This is a genomic window from Streptomyces sp. SCL15-4 (assembly GCF_033366695.1).
Taxonomy (GTDB): domain Bacteria; phylum Actinomycetota; class Actinomycetes; order Streptomycetales; family Streptomycetaceae; genus Streptomyces.
In genome coordinates this window covers 5,518,889-5,535,913 of record NZ_JAOBTQ010000001.1, presented here as the reverse complement: position 1 = coordinate 5,535,913, position 17,025 = coordinate 5,518,889, and the positions used below count along the sequence as shown (strand labels likewise).

The 17,025-nt window shown below is 74.1% G+C and carries 15 protein-coding genes; 10 read left to right on the top strand and 5 right to left on the bottom strand.

Features of this window, described 5'->3' with window-relative positions:
• Nucleotides 1-39: 39 nt before the first annotated feature.
• On the bottom strand, nucleotides 40-984 hold the full coding sequence (locus SCK26_RS24800; protein WP_318203526.1) for an EamA family transporter: 945 nt from the start codon (nucleotides 982-984) through the stop codon (nucleotides 40-42).
• Between the two features lie 146 nt (nucleotides 985-1,130).
• Between SCK26_RS24800 and SCK26_RS24795 the strand changes: the two genes are divergently transcribed.
• Nucleotides 1,131-1,631: a MarR family winged helix-turn-helix transcriptional regulator gene (locus SCK26_RS24795; RefSeq protein ID WP_318203525.1), complete on the top strand. Its 501-nt coding sequence runs from the start codon at nucleotides 1,131-1,133 to the stop codon at nucleotides 1,629-1,631.
• A 171-nt stretch (nucleotides 1,632-1,802) separates the two neighbouring features.
• Here the strand turns inward: SCK26_RS24795 and SCK26_RS24790 are convergent, their stop codons facing one another.
• The 4 genes from SCK26_RS24790 to SCK26_RS24775 form a co-directional block, all read right to left on the bottom strand.
• Nucleotides 1,803-2,084: a hypothetical protein gene (locus SCK26_RS24790; RefSeq protein ID WP_318203524.1), complete on the bottom strand. Its 282-nt coding sequence runs from the start codon at nucleotides 2,082-2,084 to the stop codon at nucleotides 1,803-1,805.
• 124 nt (nucleotides 2,085-2,208) lie between these two features.
• Nucleotides 2,209-4,326: a 4-alpha-glucanotransferase gene (gene malQ / locus SCK26_RS24785; RefSeq protein WP_318203523.1), complete on the bottom strand. Its 2,118-nt coding sequence runs from the start codon at nucleotides 4,324-4,326 to the stop codon at nucleotides 2,209-2,211.
• Nucleotides 4,327-4,566, bottom strand: coding sequence for a hypothetical protein (locus SCK26_RS24780; RefSeq protein ID WP_318203522.1), 240 nt, complete (start codon nucleotides 4,564-4,566; stop codon nucleotides 4,327-4,329). It abuts the gene before it with no gap.
• 949 nt (nucleotides 4,567-5,515) lie between these two features.
• Nucleotides 5,516-6,052 (bottom strand): HNH endonuclease, encoded by a 537-nt coding sequence (locus SCK26_RS24775; protein ID WP_318203521.1) that lies wholly within the window; start codon nucleotides 6,050-6,052, stop codon nucleotides 5,516-5,518.
• Between the two features lie 313 nt (nucleotides 6,053-6,365).
• Here SCK26_RS24775 and SCK26_RS24770 point away from each other — a divergent pair, with 313 nt between their 5' ends.
• From SCK26_RS24770 to SCK26_RS24730, 9 genes are all read left to right on the top strand, one after another.
• Complete coding sequence (locus tag SCK26_RS24770) at nucleotides 6,366-7,472, top strand: mechanosensitive ion channel family protein (protein WP_318203520.1); 1,107 nt, start codon at nucleotides 6,366-6,368, stop codon at nucleotides 7,470-7,472.
• 241 nt (nucleotides 7,473-7,713) lie between these two features.
• Nucleotides 7,714-8,925 (top strand): ROK family transcriptional regulator, encoded by a 1,212-nt coding sequence (locus SCK26_RS24765; RefSeq protein WP_318203519.1) that lies wholly within the window; start codon nucleotides 7,714-7,716, stop codon nucleotides 8,923-8,925.
• 52 nt (nucleotides 8,926-8,977) lie between these two features.
• Nucleotides 8,978-10,324 carry an ABC transporter substrate-binding protein gene (locus SCK26_RS24760; protein WP_318203518.1) on the top strand — a complete coding sequence of 449 codons (1,347 nt, stop codon included), beginning with the start codon at nucleotides 8,978-8,980 and terminating at the stop codon, nucleotides 10,322-10,324.
• Nucleotides 10,321-11,262 (top strand): sugar ABC transporter permease, encoded by a 942-nt coding sequence (locus tag SCK26_RS24755; RefSeq protein ID WP_318203517.1) that lies wholly within the window; start codon nucleotides 10,321-10,323, stop codon nucleotides 11,260-11,262. Before SCK26_RS24760 ends, SCK26_RS24755 begins: the two co-directional genes overlap by 4 nt.
• Nucleotides 11,263-11,265: 3 nt before the next feature.
• Nucleotides 11,266-12,099 (top strand): carbohydrate ABC transporter permease, encoded by an 834-nt coding sequence (locus SCK26_RS24750; protein WP_318203516.1) that lies wholly within the window; start codon nucleotides 11,266-11,268, stop codon nucleotides 12,097-12,099.
• A 7-nt stretch (nucleotides 12,100-12,106) separates the two neighbouring features.
• Nucleotides 12,107-13,372: a 6-phospho-beta-glucosidase gene (locus tag SCK26_RS24745; RefSeq protein ID WP_318203515.1), complete on the top strand. Its 1,266-nt coding sequence runs from the start codon at nucleotides 12,107-12,109 to the stop codon at nucleotides 13,370-13,372.
• A complete protein-coding gene (locus SCK26_RS24740; protein WP_318203514.1) occupies nucleotides 13,363-14,343 on the top strand; it encodes an N-acetylglucosamine kinase in 981 nt (326 codons plus the stop codon). Before SCK26_RS24745 ends, SCK26_RS24740 begins: the two co-directional genes overlap by 10 nt.
• A 180-nt stretch (nucleotides 14,344-14,523) precedes the next feature.
• Nucleotides 14,524-15,960, top strand: coding sequence for a hypothetical protein (locus SCK26_RS24735; protein WP_412080778.1), 1,437 nt, complete (start codon nucleotides 14,524-14,526; stop codon nucleotides 15,958-15,960).
• 14 nt (nucleotides 15,961-15,974) lie between these two features.
• Nucleotides 15,975-17,006: a glutamate ABC transporter substrate-binding protein gene (locus SCK26_RS24730; RefSeq protein ID WP_318203513.1), complete on the top strand. Its 1,032-nt coding sequence runs from the start codon at nucleotides 15,975-15,977 to the stop codon at nucleotides 17,004-17,006.
• Nucleotides 17,007-17,025: the final 19 nt, after the last annotated feature.

Here is a 17,025-nt window from a genome sequence, read left to right as displayed (position 1 = left end):
AGAGGGCCTTTCCGGTGAGTCGGCGGAAGGAGGGTGCTTCTACCGTCGCAGGGCCGGAACCGTCAGGTCCATCGAATCTTTACGATCATTCTTTTCAGTTTTCCTGAACGATCGACCCGCTCCGCCGCCCAGCTGTCCCGCCACCGTCGCTCCGAACGCCAGCGCCATGCCCGCCGTCTGCACCGGGGTGAGCGCCTGGCCGAGGGCCGCCCAGCCGACGACCGCGGCGGTCAGCGGGGAGAGCGGGCCGAGGAATCCGGCCTGGGTGGCGGTGAGCCGGCCGATCCCGCGGAACCAGAGCCAGTAGGCGAGGGCGGTGTTGGCCAGGGCGAGGTAGAGGTAGCCGCCGACGGCCCGGCCGTCGAGGGCGGGCGGCGCGCCCTCGGCCAGCAGCGCGAGCGGCGCGATGAGCAGCCCGCCCGCGGTGAGCTGCCAGCCGGTGAGCGCCAGCGGCCCGACCCCCGCCGGGCGGCCCCAGCGCTTGGTCAGCACGGTGCCGGCCGCCATGGACACGGTGGAGGCGAGGGCCGCGAGGACACCGACGAGGTCCAGCGCGCCGGCCCCCTTCAGTACGACGAGACTGACGCCGAACGCGGCCGCCAGCCCGGTGAGCAGCGTGCGCGGGGCCGGCCGCTGCCCGAGGAGCAGCGCCGAGAGGCCGACGACGAACAGCGGCCCGGCCGAGCCGACGACGGCGGCCATCCCGCCGGGCAGCCGGTACGCCGCGACGAACAGGAGCGGGAAGAAGGCGCCGATGTTCAGCGCGCCGAGGACGGCCGCCTTCGCCCACCAGGCGCCGCGCGGCAGCACCCGGGTGACGGCGAGCAGCAGCAGTCCGGCGGGCAGGGCGCGCAGCAGGGCCGTGAACAGGGGGCGGTCCGGCGGCAGGAACTCGGTGGTGACCGCGTAGGTGGTGCCCCAGGAGACCGGGGCGAGCGCGGTGACGGCTATGACGGCGGTGGTGCCGTGGGGGCGGGTGGCCATGGCGGGCCTTTCGGGGTCACGGTGCGGTGGCCGCGCGGGGGCGAACCGTCGCGCGGCTTTGGTAGCTGGTAAGTAGCTTAGCTCTAAGCTACTTAGTTGCAAGTGGCTTTCTTGCGGGCAAGCGGAAAGGGGCCGATACTCGGCCCATGCACGCACAGCCAGCCGACCCGGTCGACGCGATCATCGAGCAGTGGACGCGGGTGCGTCCCGAACTGGACACCCGGGCGATGGAGGTCTTCGGCCGGATCTTCCGGCTCTCCCGCGCGATGGGCGACCGGATGGAACGGGCGTACCGGCCCTACGGCATCACCCGGGGCGAGTTCGACGTCCTCGCCACCCTGCGCCGCTCCGGCGAGCCGTACACGCTGTCGCCGCGCGAGCTGTCGGCCACGCTCATGCTGACCACCGGCGGGACCACCGGCCGCCTGGACAAGCTGGAGCGCGCCGGACTGCTGCGCCGCTCCCCCGACCCGCACGACCGGCGCGGTCTGAAGGTGACCCTCACCGAGGAGGGGCTGCGGCTGGTCGACGAGGCGGTGGACGCGGGCCTCGCCGAGGAGAGCGCGGCGCTGGCCGCCCTGGACGCGGAACAGGCCGGCCAGCTGGCCGGCCTGTTGCGGAAGCTGCTCGCCACCACGGCCGAGTAGCCGCCACCGGCCGGCCCCCGGAGCGCACGCGCCGACGCGCGGACGCCGGAGTGCCGGTCACCCGGGTGCGGCGTACGCGAAAACGCCGGGGGCGCCGGTCTCACCCGGGTACGGCGTACGCGCGTACCGACGGGAGGACGGGCGCCCCCGGCGAACGAACCGGCGAGGCGGTCAGGCCTTGGCCTCGGCCCCGGGCTTGACGTTGATGTTGGACGAGGTGGTGTCCTTCTTGGCCCGCGACCTGTCCAGCACCATGACCAGACCGGCGATCACCGCGAACAGCACCAGCGGGAGGAACACGTACAGGCCCAGCGTCTGGATGACGCTCAGGCGCGGGCCGGGGTCGTCACCGTCGTCGCGGGTCAGCGCGAGCGCGGGGGACGACATGAGCAGCATCATCAGCGTCGTACCGGCGGCCAGGGCGCCGGCGCGCAGGGCGTTCTTCTTGTCCACGCATTCAAGTTAGCGAACCGGGCCGAAGGCCGCGCGCCCGGGGTGCCTTACCGGCACGGGGTACGGGGACGGCGGGCCGGGGGCGGCGGCGTCCGGCTCCGGCCCGCCGTCCCCGTGCCGGACCTCAGTCCCGCCGCCGGGTCCGTCCTCGCCCTTCCGGAGGACGGCCCTGCCTCAGTACGTCCAGCAGCCCCAGCAGCCGCGGCGAGGTGAGGAGTTCCTCCAGCGGGACCGGGCGGCCCTCGGAGTCGGCGAGCGGGAGGCGCCAGTTCGGGTACTCGTCCCAGGTGCCGGGCAGGTTCTGCGGGCGGCGGTCGCCGGCGCCGTCCGGGAGCCAGACGCCGATCAGCCGGGCCGGGGTGCGCAGCAGGAAGCGGTGGACGGCGCGGATCTCCTCCTCCTCGTCGGAGCCGGGCGGCCCGGCCGCCGTCAGGTCCAGCAGGCCGAGGCTGCCCAGCAGGGCCAGCCACTCGGCCGCGTCGGCGGTGGCCTCGGCCCGTTCCTCGGCGGCCGGCCGGGTGAGCAGGCCGAGGCGGTCGCGCAGTTCGACGTGGTCGCCGGTGAGCCGGGCGGCGGTGGGCGGCAGATCGTGGGTGGTGGCGGTGGCCAGGCAGTCGGCACGCCAGCGCTCCGGCGGCAGCGGACGCCCGTCGCCCTCCCAGTCGCGTTCGAACCACAGCACGGAGGTGCCGAGCACTCCGCGCCGCTGGAGCGCCTCGCGCACACCGGGCTCGACGGTGCCCAGGTCCTCGCCGATCACCACCGCCCCGGCGCGGGTGGCCTCCAGCGCGAGGACGGCGAGCATGGCGTCGGCGTCGTAGTGGACGTAGGTGCCGTCGGTGGGCGGGCTGCCCTCGGGGACCCACCAGAGCCGGAACAGGCCCATGACGTGGTCGATGCGCAGGGCGCCGGCGTAGCGGAACAGGGCGCGCAGCAGCTCGCGGTAGGGCGCGTAACCGGTCGCGGCGAGCCGGTCGGGGCGCCAGGGCGGCAGGCTCCAGTCCTGGCCGCGGGCGTTGAAGGCGTCCGGCGGGGCGCCGACGGACATGCCGGCGGCGAACACGTCCTGCTGGGCCCAGGCGTCGGCGCCGGCCGGGTGCACGCCGACGGCGAGGTCGTGCACGATCCCCACGGGCATGCCGGCCTCGCGGGCGGCGCGCTGGGCGGCGCGCAGCTGGCCGTCGGTGAGCCAGGCCAGCCGGGAGTGGAACTCCACCCGGCCGGCGAGCGCGGACCTCGCCCGCGCGGTGCCGGCCGAGCGGGGGTCGCGTAGCGCGGCGGGCCAGGCGCGCCAGTCGGGGCCGTGGACCTCGGCGAGTGCGCACCAGGTGGCGTGGTCGACGAGCGCCCGGCCGTGGGCGGCGCGGAAGGCGTCGTAGGCGGCCTGCCGGCCAGGGCCCAGAGGCACCTCCAGGACCGCTTCCAGCGCCTCCCGCTTCAGTTCCCACACGGCGTCCCGGTCGATGAGGGCGCCCTTGTCCAGGACGGCGGCGCGCAGGCGCCCGGCCCGCTCCACCAGCCCGCCGAGCCGCTCGCGGCCGCCGGCGTACGCGAACTCGGGGACGTCCTCGACCCGCAGGTGGACGGGGTCGGGGAAGCGGCGGGAGGAGGGGCGGTACGGGGACGGGTCGGTGGGGTCGCCGGGCACGGCCGCGTGCAACGGGTTGACCTGCACGAAGCCGGCGCCCGCGGTGCGTCCGGCCCAGCCCGCCAGCTCGGCGAGGTCGGCGAGGTCGCCCATGCCCCAGGAGCGGTGGGACAGCAGCGAGTACAGCTGGACGAGGAGGCCGTACGAGCGGCCGGGCGGGGCGGGCAGCCGGTCGGGGGCGACGACGAGGTGGGCCTCACCGGTGCGGCCGTCGGGAGCGGTGGCGGTCAGCCGGTGGACGCCGGGCGGAAGGTCCGCGAGGCCATCCCGGTCCTCACCGTCCTCCGTCCGGACGCGCAGCCGGGTGCCGGCGGGCAGGCCGGCGAGGGCCGCGGGCGGCTCGGCGCCGGCCCAGCGGACCACCGTCGGCGGCAGCAGCCGCTCGCGCAGCTCGCGTTCTCGGTCGGCGAGGGCGGCGCGCACCGCGTCCGGGCCGGACGCGTCGACGCCCAGGGCGGCGAGGGCGGAGGTCACGGCGGAGGCGGGAACGTGGACCGTACGGTCCGGGGCGGGGCGGTAGGAGGTGGCGACCCCGTGCAGCCCGGCGAGCCTGGCGAGGTCGTCCGCCGGGTGCTCCTCGGGCGCCGCGGCCATCTACAGCCCCGGCGCGCAGAAGTCCGGGACCGGGTCCGCCTCGCTGGTCAGCGGGGTGGCCTCGGCGAGCGGGGGCTCGCTGGTCAGCGGCTCGGCGTCAGGCAGCGGCGGTTCGCTGGTCAGCGGGGTCTGCGTGCACGCGCTCTCCGCGCTGAAGACGCACAGCGGAACCTGCTCGGGCTGGGCGGGCGGTGCCGCCACGGGTTTGGACGGGGCCGGAATCCTGAGGCGAGCGGCCACGGGGGCCTCCTTGTCGGTGCGGGTGCGAGGGCTCGGACGGGTTACGGCAGGCCTACCCCGTGAGCCCGCCGCCACGCGCCCCGGATGACCGGCGCCCGGGTGATCCGGCCGCGGGCCGGTGACCGACGCAGGAGCGCGAGACCGCGGCTCGGGCGGCGAGCCTGCGACGGAGCGGCCCGGCCGCGCGGCACCGGGGTCCGAGGTGAACCGGTCACCGTCGGCCGTCAGGCGGGGCGCTTCCGCCCGCGGGAGGCCGGCGGGAAAAGGACGACGAACCCGGCGGGAACGCGGCCCCGGTGCGGGCCGTGGGCGCTCTGTACGACCGGCACGCGGGCGGCTGCCCGCCGGGAGACACCGCCGTCGTGGCCGCGGGCACACCGGCCAGGCACGTGGCGGCACCTCCGGCCCGACCGAGCGGCCCGGCCCCGCGGCACCGGGGTCCAAGGCGGGCCGGTCGCCGCCGGCCGTCAGGCGGGGCGCTTCCGCCCGCGCGAGGCCGGCGGGAGAAGAACGACGGAACCGGCGGGAACGCGGCCCCGGTACGGGCCGGCGCGACGGCGATGGGCGCTCCGTACGACCGGCACGCGGGCGGCTGCCCGCCGGGAGACACCGCCGTCGTGGCCGCAGGCACACCGGCCAGGCACGTGGCGGGCTCTCCGGTCCGCCCGCCGTGCTCCGCGAACATCCTGGGCCGCCGGGCGCCGGCCTGAGCCGGCTCCCCGCGTCCGGCTACGTCACCGCCGTCGGCCTGGGCGCCGCCACCGGGCGCGGCCGGGGCGGCCGGGTGCGTGGGCGGCGGCGGTGACGGCGTTCGTCCTGGGCACGGCGCCGTACGCGGCCGCGCGACCGGACCCCGGGCCGCGCGGCCCGCCTGGAAGGGCCGCGCACCGTGTCGCCGGACGAGTCGCCACCGCGCCCTTGCGCCAGGCACGAACACGCCGGCCCGGATCTAGGCGGACACGCCGTCGATCCGGGCCAGGGCGTCATCCGCGCCGTACGGCTGCAAGTACGGCAACCAGCGCGGGTCGCGGTGTCCGGTGCCGATGATGCGCCAGGCAAGCCCGCTCGGCGGAGCGGGCTTGTGCCTCAGGCGCCAGCCCAGCTCGACGAGGTGACGGTCGGCCTTGACGTGATTGCAGCGGCGGCAGGAGGCCACCACGTTGTCCCAGACGTGCTTGCCCCCGCGGCTGCGCGGGATGACGTGGTCGACGCTGGTCGCGACGCCACCGCAGTACATGCACCGGCCCCCGTCGCGCGCGAAGAGCGCACGGCGGGTCAGCGGGACGGGCCCTCGGTAGGGAACCCGGACGAATCGTTTGAGCCGGACCACGCTGGGTGCGGGGAGGGTGACGGTCGCGCTGTGCATGTAGGCGCCGGATTCCTCCAGGGAGACCGCCTTGTTCTCCAGGACGAGGACGAGCGCGCGGCGGAGCGGTACGACGCCGAGCGGCTCGTACGACGCGTTGAGGACCAGGACGTGCGGCACGGGTGCCTCCTTGGGCGTCGGCGGCGCGTGGCTCGCGCCGGGACGATCTGCAGTCAGTCTCCCCTCATGCCTGGTGGAAGCGCCACCATGTCCCGGTAACGGGCTGGGAGTGTTTTCGACCACATCTGATTCATCCCCCGGACCACGGCCCGTTCAAGCCCGCGTGAGTCGTGTCTCTCCTGTGCGCCCGTCCCGCGGATCGACGGGGAGCGACCGCGATGCCCCGTTAGTGTGGTGGTTCCGTCCGTCCGGTGACCTTTTCGTGACCTTGCCCCCGCCGGCCCGGACCGCGCAGCACCTGGAGGTATCTGCCGTGTCGTCCCTGCCCGCCCTCCTCGTGGCCGCCGGCGCGTCGCCGTCCCCGTCGCCGTCACCGTCGACGACCCCGGCCGTGCCGACGCTCCAGGACGCCCAGGAGAGCGCGACCAACGCGGCGAGCTGGGTCGAGCAGAACTGGTCGACGTGGCTCGCGATGGGCCTGCGGATCCTGCTGATCGTGATCGTGGCGGTGGCGCTGCGCGCGGCGGTACGGCGGGCGATCACCCAGCTGATCGAACGGATGGGCCGCACCGCGCAGGCCGTGGACGGCACCGCGTTGGGCGGGCTGCTGGTCAACGCCGAGCGGCGGCGGCAGCGCTCGGCGGCCATCGGCTCGGTACTGCGCTCGGTGGCGAGCTTCCTCATCCTCGGCACGGCCGCGCTGATGGTGCTGTCCACCTTCGAGATCAACCTGGCGCCGCTGCTGGCGTCGGCCGGTGTCGCGGGTGTGGCGATCGGTTTCGGCGCGCGCAACCTGGTCACGGACTTCCTGTCCGGCGTGTTCATGATCCTGGAGGACCAGTACGGCGTCGGTGACGTGATCGACGCGGGCGTGGCCACCGGCGAGGTGATCGAGGTCGGGCTGCGGGTGACCAAGCTGCGCGGCGACAGCGGGGAGATCTGGTACGTCCGCAACGGCGAGGTCAAGCGGATCGGCAACCTGTCGCAGGGCTGGGCGACGGCCGGGGTGGACGTGACCGTGCGGGCGGCCGAGGACCTGGACCGGGTCAAGGCCACGCTGGACGAGGTCGCCCAGAAGATGACCAGGGAGGAGCCCTGGAACGAGCTGCTGTGGAGCCCGGTGGAGGTGCTCGGCCTGGACTCGGTGCTGATCGACTCCATGGTGGTCCGGGTCTCGGCGAAGACCATGCCGGGCAAGTCGGTGACGGTGGAGCGGGAGCTGCGCTGGCGGATCAAGCGGGCGTTCGACGCGGCGAGCATCCGGATCGTGGGCGGCGCGACGGCGGTCGAGGACGCCGAGGACACCCCGGACCCGACGGCGACGGTGGCGGCCCCGTCGGTGTACTCCAACGCGGACTCGCCGCAGTCGGCGGCGGCGAGCCCGATCGTCACCCAGCGGCCGGCACCGCCGGCGAAGTAGCCGTACGGCTTCCCTGGGGAGCCGGACCCCGGACCCTCCGGCCCGTGGGCAACGACAACGTTGCCCACGGGCCGCTGTCTGTTGACGCCTATTGACGCCCCCTTCGTCCTCGGCTTACGTTCCTCCCACCCGAACAGGAAGCTTTCCTAACAGTGATCTCCGGGCGCCCGTCGATCACGACTGGACGCCGCGCCCGGCGCACTGAAAAGCTGGGTGGCCGGAAAGGCAGGTGTGGACCCCCATGGCAGGAACCGCCGGTACGCCGGGCACCCCGCGCGTCCTGCGCGCCATGAACGACCGCGCCGCCCTGGACCTGCTGCTGGCGCACGGCCCGCTCTCGCGCACCCGGATCGGCAAGCTCACCGGCCTGTCCAAGCCCACCGCCTCCCAGCTGCTGGCCCGCCTGGAGGCGGCCGGACTGGTCCGGGTCACCGGCACCAGCGAGGGCCGGCCGGGCCCGGGCGCCCAGCTGTACGCGATCGATCCGGCCGTGGCGTACGCCGCCGGCATCGACGTCACCCCGCACCGCGTCCGGGCCGCCGTCGCCGACATCACCGGCCGCACGGTCGGCGAGTTCGAGCTGCCCACTCCCGGCCGGCGGCCCGCCCAGCCGGTCGTACGGCAGGTGACCGACGCCCTCGACGGCGCGGTCAAGGCCGCCGGGCTCACCCGGTCCGACGTGCACCGGCTGGTCATCGGCACCCCCGGCGCCTTCGACCCGGGCACCGGGCGGCTGCGGTACGCCTCCCACCTGCCCGGCTGGCACTCCCCCACGCTGCTCGACGACCTCGCGGCGGCGCTGCCGATGCCGGTGGAGTACGAGAACGACGTCAACCTCGCCGCCGTGGCCGAACAGCGGCTCGGCGCGGCCCGCGGCCACGAGGACTTCGTGCTGCTGTGGAACCAGGAGGGCCTGGGCGCCGCCCTGGTGCTGGGCGGCCGGCTGCACCGGGGCTGGACCGGCGGCGCCGGCGAGGTCGGATTCCTGCCGGTACCGGGCGCTCCGCTGGTACGCAAGGTCACCCGGGCGGGCAGCGGCGGCTACCAGGAACTGGCCGGCTCCCAGGCGCTGCCGGGGCTGGCCCGGGAACTGGGCATATCCCCGGTGCCCTCGGGCCCGTACACCGAGGCCGCCACCCGGCTCGTGGCCCGCGCCGCCGACCACGAGAGCGGCCCCCACCGGGAGCTGCTGCGGACCTACGCCACCCGGCTGGCCACCGGTCTCGCCTCGCTCGTCTCCGTCCTCGACCCCGAACTCGTCGTCCTCGGCGGCTCCGCGCTGACGGCCGGCGGCGAGGTGCTGCGGGCCCTCGTCCAGGCCGAGCTGGAGGAGCTGGCCGCCGCCCGGCCCCGGCTCGTCGTCGGCGAGGTCCGCGAACACCCCGTACTGCGCGGCGCGCTGGAGTCCGCGCTCGCCGCCACCCGCGACGAGGTCTTCGACACCTCGCGCTGAGCGCCCCGGCCTTCCCCTCTCTTCCCCGACCGGCCCCTTGGGAGACCCCGTCATGCCCATACCCCTACCCAGAGCCGCCCGAAAAGCGGCTTTCGCCCTGTCCGTCCCCATGATGCTGCTCACCGCCGCGTGTACCGGACAGTCCGTCGGCAGCGCCACCGACGACCCCTCGCGGGAGGCCACGATCACCTTCTGGCACGCCTGGAGCGCGCCGAACGAGGTGCGGGCCGTGGAGTCGCTGGTCGCCGGGTTCGAGCGGGCGCACCCCAACCTCCATGTGAAGGTCGTCGGGAACATGACCGACGACAAGATCAACCAGGCACTGCGGGCGGGCGGCGACCGGGCCCCGGACGTGATCTCCTCGTTCACCACCAACAACGTGGGCAGGTTCTGCTCCTCGGGCGCGCTGGTGGACCTGAACCCCTTCTTCGCCAAGTCCGGGATCGACCCGGAGAAGACGTTCCCGAAGCCCATGGCGGAGTACACCGCGTTCGAGGGCGAGCGCTGCGCGGTCCCGCTGCTCGGCGACGCGTACGGGCTGTACTACAACAAGACGGCGTTCGAGAAGGCGGGCATCGCGCGCCCGCCGAGGACCTGGTCCGAGTTCCTCGCCGACGCGAAGAAGCTGACGATCCGCCGGGGAGACGGCTACCGGCAGCTCGGGTTCATGCCGGACTACCACGGCTGGGAGTCCACCACCGAGCACTACCTCGGCCAGTTCTCGCCGACGTACTTCGGCAAGGACGGCACGTCCCGCGTCGCGCGGGACCCCGCCTTCGCCGAGGCGTTCACCCTGCAGAAGAAGCTGGTGGACGAACTCGGCGGATTCCGCAGGCTGGAGCGGTACCGCGCCACCCTCGGCGACGAGTGGGGCCCCAAGCACCCCTTCCACACCGGCCAGGTCGCCATGCAGATGGACGGCGAGTGGCGGCTCGGGATGGCCGAGGAGGCGAAGCCGGACTTCGAGATCGGTGTGGCGCCGCTGCCCGTCCCGGACGACCGGGCCGGCCAGTACGGCAAGGGCTATCTCACCGGCACCATCGCGGGCATCGCCGCCACCAGCCACAAGCAGAACGCGGCCTGGGAGTTCGTCAAGTACGTCGGCACGGACACGGACGCGGTGACCGGCTTCGCCAACGCCATCCACAACGTGCCCTCCACGCTCGCCGCGCTGAAGTCGCCGAAGCTGGAGTACGACCCCCGGTTCAAGACGTTCCTGGACATCGCCGCCCACCCGGACTCCACCTCGGCGCCCGCCTCCGTCAACGGCGGCGTCTACCTGGTGACGATCCAGCAGTTCGGCTACGACTACGAGAGCGGCAAGGTCACCGACCTGAAGGCCGGGCTGGAGAAGACGGCCGCGCAGATCGACACCGACCTCGTGCAGGCGCGGCCGTGAGCGCCGGCACCCTGGCGGCCAAGCGCCGCCGCGCGGCCCTGCGCACGCTCGCCTTCATGGCGCCCTGGCTCGTCGGCTTCGCGGTCTTCTTCGTCTACCCGCTGGTCTCGACCGTCTACTTCTCCTTCATGCACTACGACGGCTTCCGGCCGCCGGAGTGGACCGGCGCCAGGAACTGGGTCTACGTCTTCGAGCACTACCCGCTGTTCTGGCCCGCGCTGCGCAACACGCTGTGGCTGGTCGTGATCATGGTGAGCCTGCGCGTGGTCTTCGGGCTGGGCATCGGGCTGCTCATCACCAGGATCAAGACGGGGACGGGCGTCTTCCGCACGCTGTTCTACCTGCCCTACCTCGCTCCGCCGGTCGCGGCCACCATGGCCTTCGCGTTCCTGCTCAACCCCGGCACCGGCCCGGTGAACTCCCTGCTGGAGAAGGCCGGCCTGCCCGCGCCGGGCTGGTTCGGCGACCCGGCCTGGTCCAAGCCGGCGCTGACGCTGCTGGCGCTGTGGGGCATCGGCGACCTGATGGTGATCTTCATGGCCGCGCTGCTCGACGTGCCGGCCGAGCAGTACGAGGCGGCCCAGCTGGACGGCGCCTCGGCCTGGCAGCGGTTCCGGTACGTGACGCTGCCGAACATCTCGCCCATCGTGCTGTTCGCGGTGGTCACGGGCGTGATCCAGACCATGCAGTACTACACCCAGCCGCTGGTCGCCGGAAAGGTCGCCTCCGGGGTGATCCAGGGCGCCGGCACCCAGTTCGAGCCCGGCTACCCCGACAAGTCGACGCTCACCCTTCCCCAGCTCGTCTACAACCTCGGCTTCCAGCGCTTCGACTACGGCTCGGCGTGCGTGGTGGCGCTGGTGCTGTTCGCCCTGTCGACGGCGTTCACCGCGCTGCTGATGCGGCGCCGCGGCGGCCTGATCCAGGCAGGTGACTGACGTATGACCCGCCGCAAGGCACATCTGGAGTGGATAGCGGTCCACTCCCTGGGCGTGGCGACCGCGCTGTTCTTCGTCCTCCCGTTCGTCTTCGTGGTCCTGACCTCGCTGATGAGCGACAGCCAGGCACTCGGCCGGGACCTGGTCCCGCACACCTGGGAGTGGGGCAACTACCGCAAGGTGTTCCACACTCCCGGCTTCCTCACCTGGTGGCGCAACACGCTGCTCTACGCCGGTCTGGGCACCGTCCTCACCGTGGTGTCCTCGCTGCCGGTGGCGTACGCGCTCGCCAAGTTCCGCTTCCGGGGCCGCAGGCTGTCGCTGATGCTGGTGGTGTCGATGATGATGCTGCCGCCCCAGGTGGTCGTCATCCCGATGTACCTGTTCTGGGCCAGGCAGCTGGGCCTGTCCGGCACGCTGTGGCCGCTGATCCTTCCGATGGCCTGCGGGGACGCGTTCTCCATCTTCCTGCTGCGCCAGTTCCTGACGACGATCCCGAACGAGTACCTGGACGCGGCCAAGGTCGACGGCTGCGGCGAACTGCGCACGCTGCTGCGCGTGGTGCTGCCCATGGCCAGGCCGGGCATCGCGGCGGTGGCCCTCTTCCAGTTCTTCTACGCCTGGAACGACTACTTCGGCCCGCAGATCTACGCGTCCGAGAACCCCGGCGCCTGGACCCTGTCCTATGGACTGGAGTCCTTCAAGGGCGCCCACCACACCGACTGGAACCTCACCATGGCCGCGACCGTGCTGGTCATGGCCCCCGTCATCCTCGTGTTCTTCTTCGCCCAGAAGGCGTTCGTCGAGGGCGTGACGCTCACCGGAGTAAAGGGTTGATCTGACTGTGAAACTCACCGTGATCGGCGGCGGCTCGACCTACACCCCCGAACTCGTCGACGGCTTCGCCCGGCTGCGCGACACCCTGCCCGTCGAGGAACTGGTGCTGGTCGATCCGGCCGCGGACCGGCTGGAGCTGGTCGGCGGGCTGGCCCGGCGGATCTTCGCCCGGCAGGGCCACGGCGGCCGGATCGTCACCACCTCCGACCTGGACGCCGGGATCGACGGCGCCGACGCCGTCCTGCTCCAGCTGCGCGTCGGCGGCCAGGCGGCCCGCGAGAAGGACGAGACCTGGCCGCTGGAGTGCGGCTGCGTCGGCCAGGAGACCACCGGCGCGGGCGGCCTGGCCAAGGCCCTGCGCACGGTCCCGGTCGTCCTCGACATCGCCGAACGGGTCCGCCGGGCCAACCCTCGCGCCTGGATCATCGACTTCACCAACCCGGTCGGCATCGTCACCCGGGCCCTGCTCCGGGCCGGGCACCGGGCGGTCGGCCTGTGCAACGTGGCGATCGGCTTCCAGCGCAAGTTCGCCGCGCTGCTGGACACGACCCCGGCCGAGGTGCACCTGGCCCATGTGGGCCTGAACCACCTCACCTGGGAAACGGGTGTGCGACGGGGCGGACCGGACGGCGAGGACGTCCTGCCCCGGCTGCTCGCCGAGCACGGCGAGGCCATCGCCGCCGACGTCCGCCTGCCCCGCCCTCTGCTGGACCGCCTCGGCGTGGTCCCCTCCTACTACCTGCGCTACTACTACGCCCACGACGAGGTCGTCCGCGAACTGCGCACCAAACCGTCCCGGGCCGCGGAAGTGGCGGCCATGGAACGGGAGTTGCTGACGATGTACGGCGACCCGGCGCTGGACGAGAAACCGGCGCTGCTCGCCCGGCGCGGCGGCGCCTTCTACTCGGAGGCGGCCGTGGACCTCGCGGCGGCCCTGCTGGGCGGGACAGGCAGCCCGTACCAGGTGGTGAACACGCTCAACCGGGGCACGCTGCCGTTCCTGCCGGACGACGCCGTGATCGAGGTGCAGGCCGCGGTCGGCCCGGCGGGCCCGGTGCCGCTGCCCGTCGAGGCGCTCGACCCGCTGTTCTCCGGCCTGATCGCGAACGTGACGGCGTACGAGGACCTGGCCCTGGACGCGGCGCTGCGCGGCGGCCGGGACCGGGTCTTCCGCGCGCTGCTGGCGCACCCGCTGATCGGGCAGCACGAGTACGCCGACGCCCTCACCGACCGGCTGGTCGCGCACAACCGGGAGCACCTGGCGTGGGCCTGACCTCGACCGTGCTCGCCATCGACGCGGGCAACAGCAAGACCGACGTGGCCGTGGTCGGCGCCGGCGGCGAGGTGCTGGCCACGGCCCGCGGCGGCGGCTTCCGCCCGCCCGCGGTGGGCGTGGACGCGGCGGTGGACGCGCTGGCCGGGCCGGTCGCGCGCGCCTTCGCGCAGGCCGGTGTCGCGTCCGTCTCGCATGTGTCGGCGTGTCTGGCCAACGCCGATCTGCCGGTGGAGGAGGAGCGGCTGGCGCGCGCGCTGCACGCGCGCGCCTGGGGCGCGTCGGTGGAGGTGCGCAACGACACCTTCGCGATCCTGCGGGCGGGCGTCGCCGAGCCGCGCGGGGTGGCGGTGGTCTGCGGGGCGGGCATCAACTGCGTGGGCATGCGCCCCGACGGGCGCACCGCCCGGTTCCCGGCCATCGGCCGGATCTCCGGTGACTGGGGCGGCGGCTGGGGCCTGGCGGAGGAGGCGTTGTGGCACGCGGCCCGCGCGGAGGACGGCCGCGGCGAGCCGACCGCGCTCGCGCGCACCCTGCCCGCGCACTTCGGCCTGCCGACCATGTACGCGCTCATCGAGGCCCTGCACCTGGAGCACATCGCCCCGAAGCGGCGGCACGAGCTGGCGCCGGTGCTGTTCGCCACGGCGGCGGACGGCGACCGGGTGGCCGGCGCGCTGGTCACCCGGCTCGCGGAGGAGGTCACGGTGATGGTCACGGTGGCGCTGTCCCGGCTGGACCTGCTGGACGAGGAGACGCCGGTCCTGCTCGGCGGCAGCGTCCTCACCGCCGGCCACCGCCGGCTGGACGACGCCGTACGCGCCCTGCTGGCCGCGCGCGCTCCCAAGGCCGACGTCCGGGTGGTCACGGCCCGCCCGGTCCTGGGCGCGGTCCTGCTGGGCCTGGACCACCTGGGCGCGGGAGCGGAGGCGGGCGGACGGGCGCGCGCGTTCTGGGAGACGCACCGCTCCTGACCCCTCCCGCCGGAGGAACCGATTCACCGTCACCGTCGTGTTCCTTACCGGGGGGTGGTGCGTCCGCCGGCTCGCGCCCCCGGGCCACCGCGATCCGATCAAGATCCAGTGAAGCCCGGTGCGCGGGGGAGCGCGGACGGCGATACTGGGCGGCGAACGGATGACCATGGGGGAGGTCGAGTGACACACCCGCCGAAGAGCAGCACGGCGCCACCACCGGCCGCTGCCACCGGTGTTCCCGGCATCCCCGCCCGGTCCCGGCCGGGACCCGCGCCCACCGCCGCCCCGCCTCCGCCGACCGCGCGGCGCACCGCCTTCGCCGAGGGCGTCGAGCGGGTGCGGGCCGCCGCGACCACCGAGCCGGGCCGGCTGCGGATCATCGGTGCCGTGCTGGCCCTCGTGATCCTCGCGTTCGGCGCGGTCACCGCCTGGCAGACGAGTGCCCGCGCGGCCGCCGCCGACGACGTGCTGCGCCGCAGCCAGCCGCTCAGCTTCGGCGCGGCCGGCATCTACCGCTCGCTGGCCGACGCCAACACCGCGGCCTCCAGCGGCTTCCTGGCCGGCGGCCAGGAGAACCCCGAGTCCCGCAACCAGTACGAGAAGGACATCCGGGAGGCCGCCGCCGGGCTCGTCACCGCCGCCGCCGACGCCGAACCGGGCTCGGCCGCCGAGACGACCGTCACCAGGCTGAACCGGCTGCTGCCCGAGTACAAGGGCCTCGTCGAGCGGGCCCGGACGTACAACCGGCAGGGCTATCCGGTGGGCGGCGCCTATCTGCGCTACGCCAACGAGAAGATGCAGAAGCAGATGCTCCCGGCGGCCGAGGCGCTCTACACCACGGAGAACCGGCGGCTCGACGCCGACTACGGCGACGCGACGCCGTACCCGTGGGCGGCGATCGCGCTCGGCGTGCTCGCCCTGGCCGCGCTCGGCCGGGCCCAGCACCGCGTGTACCGGCGCACCAACCGCGTCCTCAACCGCGGCCTGGTCGCCGCCACCGCCGCGACCACGGCGGCGCTGCTGTGGCTGGTCGTGGGCCACGCGGTGGCCCGCTCGGGGCTCGACGGCTCCTACGAGCACGGCATCCGGTCGCTCAACGTGCTGCACGACGCCCGGATCGCCGCCTTGAAGGCGCGCGGCAACGAGAACCTGAGCCTGGTGGCGCGCGGCGCGGAGACCGTCACCGTGGCCGGGCAGACGTACGACGCCTACTACTACGACTTCGACAAGGACATGGCGGTGCTCGGCAAGGCGCTGACCGAGGCGGCACGGCTCGCCGACGACCCGGAGGGCACCGCCCCGGTCCGGGCCGCGCAGGGCGACACGGCGGTCTGGCAGCGGCGCCACGCCGCGGCCCGCACCGAGGACGAGAACGGCAACTACCAGCAGGCGCTGGACAAGGTGATCGGCGCGAAGGACGCGACGGCCGCGTGCTTCGACGGCGTCGACCGCTCCCTGGAGCGGGCCATCGCGCACGAGCGGGCCGAGTTCGGGCGGGCCGCCGACGACGGACGGGACGCGCTGGCCTGGCTGCCGGGCGGCGCCGCCGCCCTGACGGTGCTGGGCGCGGCGGGCGCCGTCGCCGGCATAGGCCGCAGGCTTTCGGAGTACCGGTGACAGGGGGCGGGGCGATGGACGCGAACCGGGCGCGGGCCTCGCTGCGGGGCTGGGGCGGGGTCGCCACGATGGCGGTGCTGTGCGCGCTGGCGCTGGCGTTCGCGCTGCTGCTGCCGTGCACCCAGCGGGCGCCGGGCGAGCCGCACCGGGCGGGGCAGAAGGTCGCCGCCGGGGCGCAGGCCCGGGCCGACGACTGCGTGGACGCCGAGGCGCACGAGCGGACGCTCGCCCCCTCCGGCGCGGACGGCCCGGCGATCGACGCGATCCGGGCCCGTACGGGCGCCAAGCGCAAGCTGGTCGTCGGCGTGGACCAGAACAGCTACCGCTGGGGCTACCGCAACCCGAACACCGAGGGCGCCCGGCTGGAGGGCTTCGACATCGACCTCGTGCACCGCATCGCCGAGGACGTCCTCGGCGACCGGGACGCGGTGCAGTTCAAGGCGATCCCGACCAGCCAGCGCATCCCGGCGATCCAGGACGGCCGCGTGGACATGGTCGTCCGCACGATGACGATCACCTGTGCCCGGCTGCGCCAGGTCGCCTTCTCCGCGCCCTACTTCCGCACCGGCCAGCAGGTCCTCGCGCCCAAGTCCTCGACGGTCACCGGCTACGACGGCTCCCTGGCGCACAAGAGGATATGCACGGCGGCCGGTTCGACCGCGCACGCCAAGCTGGACGCCGACCGGAAGGCGGGCCGGCTGCCGGCCTCCGCCGACATCTCCGCCACCGTCCCCAGCCAGCTGGACTGCCTGGTCCGGCTGCAACTCGGCGAGGCGGACGCGGTGGTGACCGACGGCGCGCTCGCCGCGAGCCAGGCCGCCCAGGACCCGACCGTCGAACTCAAGGGTGCGGCGTTCACGACCGAGTACTACGGCGTGGCGATGAAGAAGGACGCCGACGATCTGGTACGCCGGGTCAACCGCGTTCTGGTGGGCTATCGCGCGAACGGCTGGCAGCAGTCGTACGACGACTGGCTGTCGGCGACACTGGGCAGGGACCCGGCCGCGTCGAAGCCGCCCGCGCCGCGCTACCTGCGCGGCAGTTGAGCCGCACCGACCGGAACAG

What these genes read in the sequence shown, in the direction of transcription:
- SCK26_RS24800 (WP_318203526.1), bottom strand. Translation starts at nt 984, where the DNA reads ATGGCCACCCGCCCCCACGGCACCACCGCCGTCATAGCCGTCACCGCG.
- SCK26_RS24795 (WP_318203525.1), top strand. Translation starts at nt 1,131, where the DNA reads ATGCACGCACAGCCAGCCGACCCGGTCGACGCGATCATCGAGCAGTGG.
- malQ (WP_318203523.1), bottom strand. Translation starts at nt 4,326, where the DNA reads ATGGCCGCGGCGCCCGAGGAGCACCCGGCGGACGACCTCGCCAGGCTC.
- SCK26_RS24765 (WP_318203519.1), top strand. Translation starts at nt 7,714, where the DNA reads ATGGCAGGAACCGCCGGTACGCCGGGCACCCCGCGCGTCCTGCGCGCC.
- SCK26_RS24760 (WP_318203518.1), top strand. Translation starts at nt 8,978, where the DNA reads ATGCCCATACCCCTACCCAGAGCCGCCCGAAAAGCGGCTTTCGCCCTG.
- SCK26_RS24750 (WP_318203516.1), top strand. Translation starts at nt 11,266, where the DNA reads ATGACCCGCCGCAAGGCACATCTGGAGTGGATAGCGGTCCACTCCCTG.
- SCK26_RS24730 (WP_318203513.1), top strand. Translation starts at nt 15,975, where the DNA reads ATGGACGCGAACCGGGCGCGGGCCTCGCTGCGGGGCTGGGGCGGGGTC.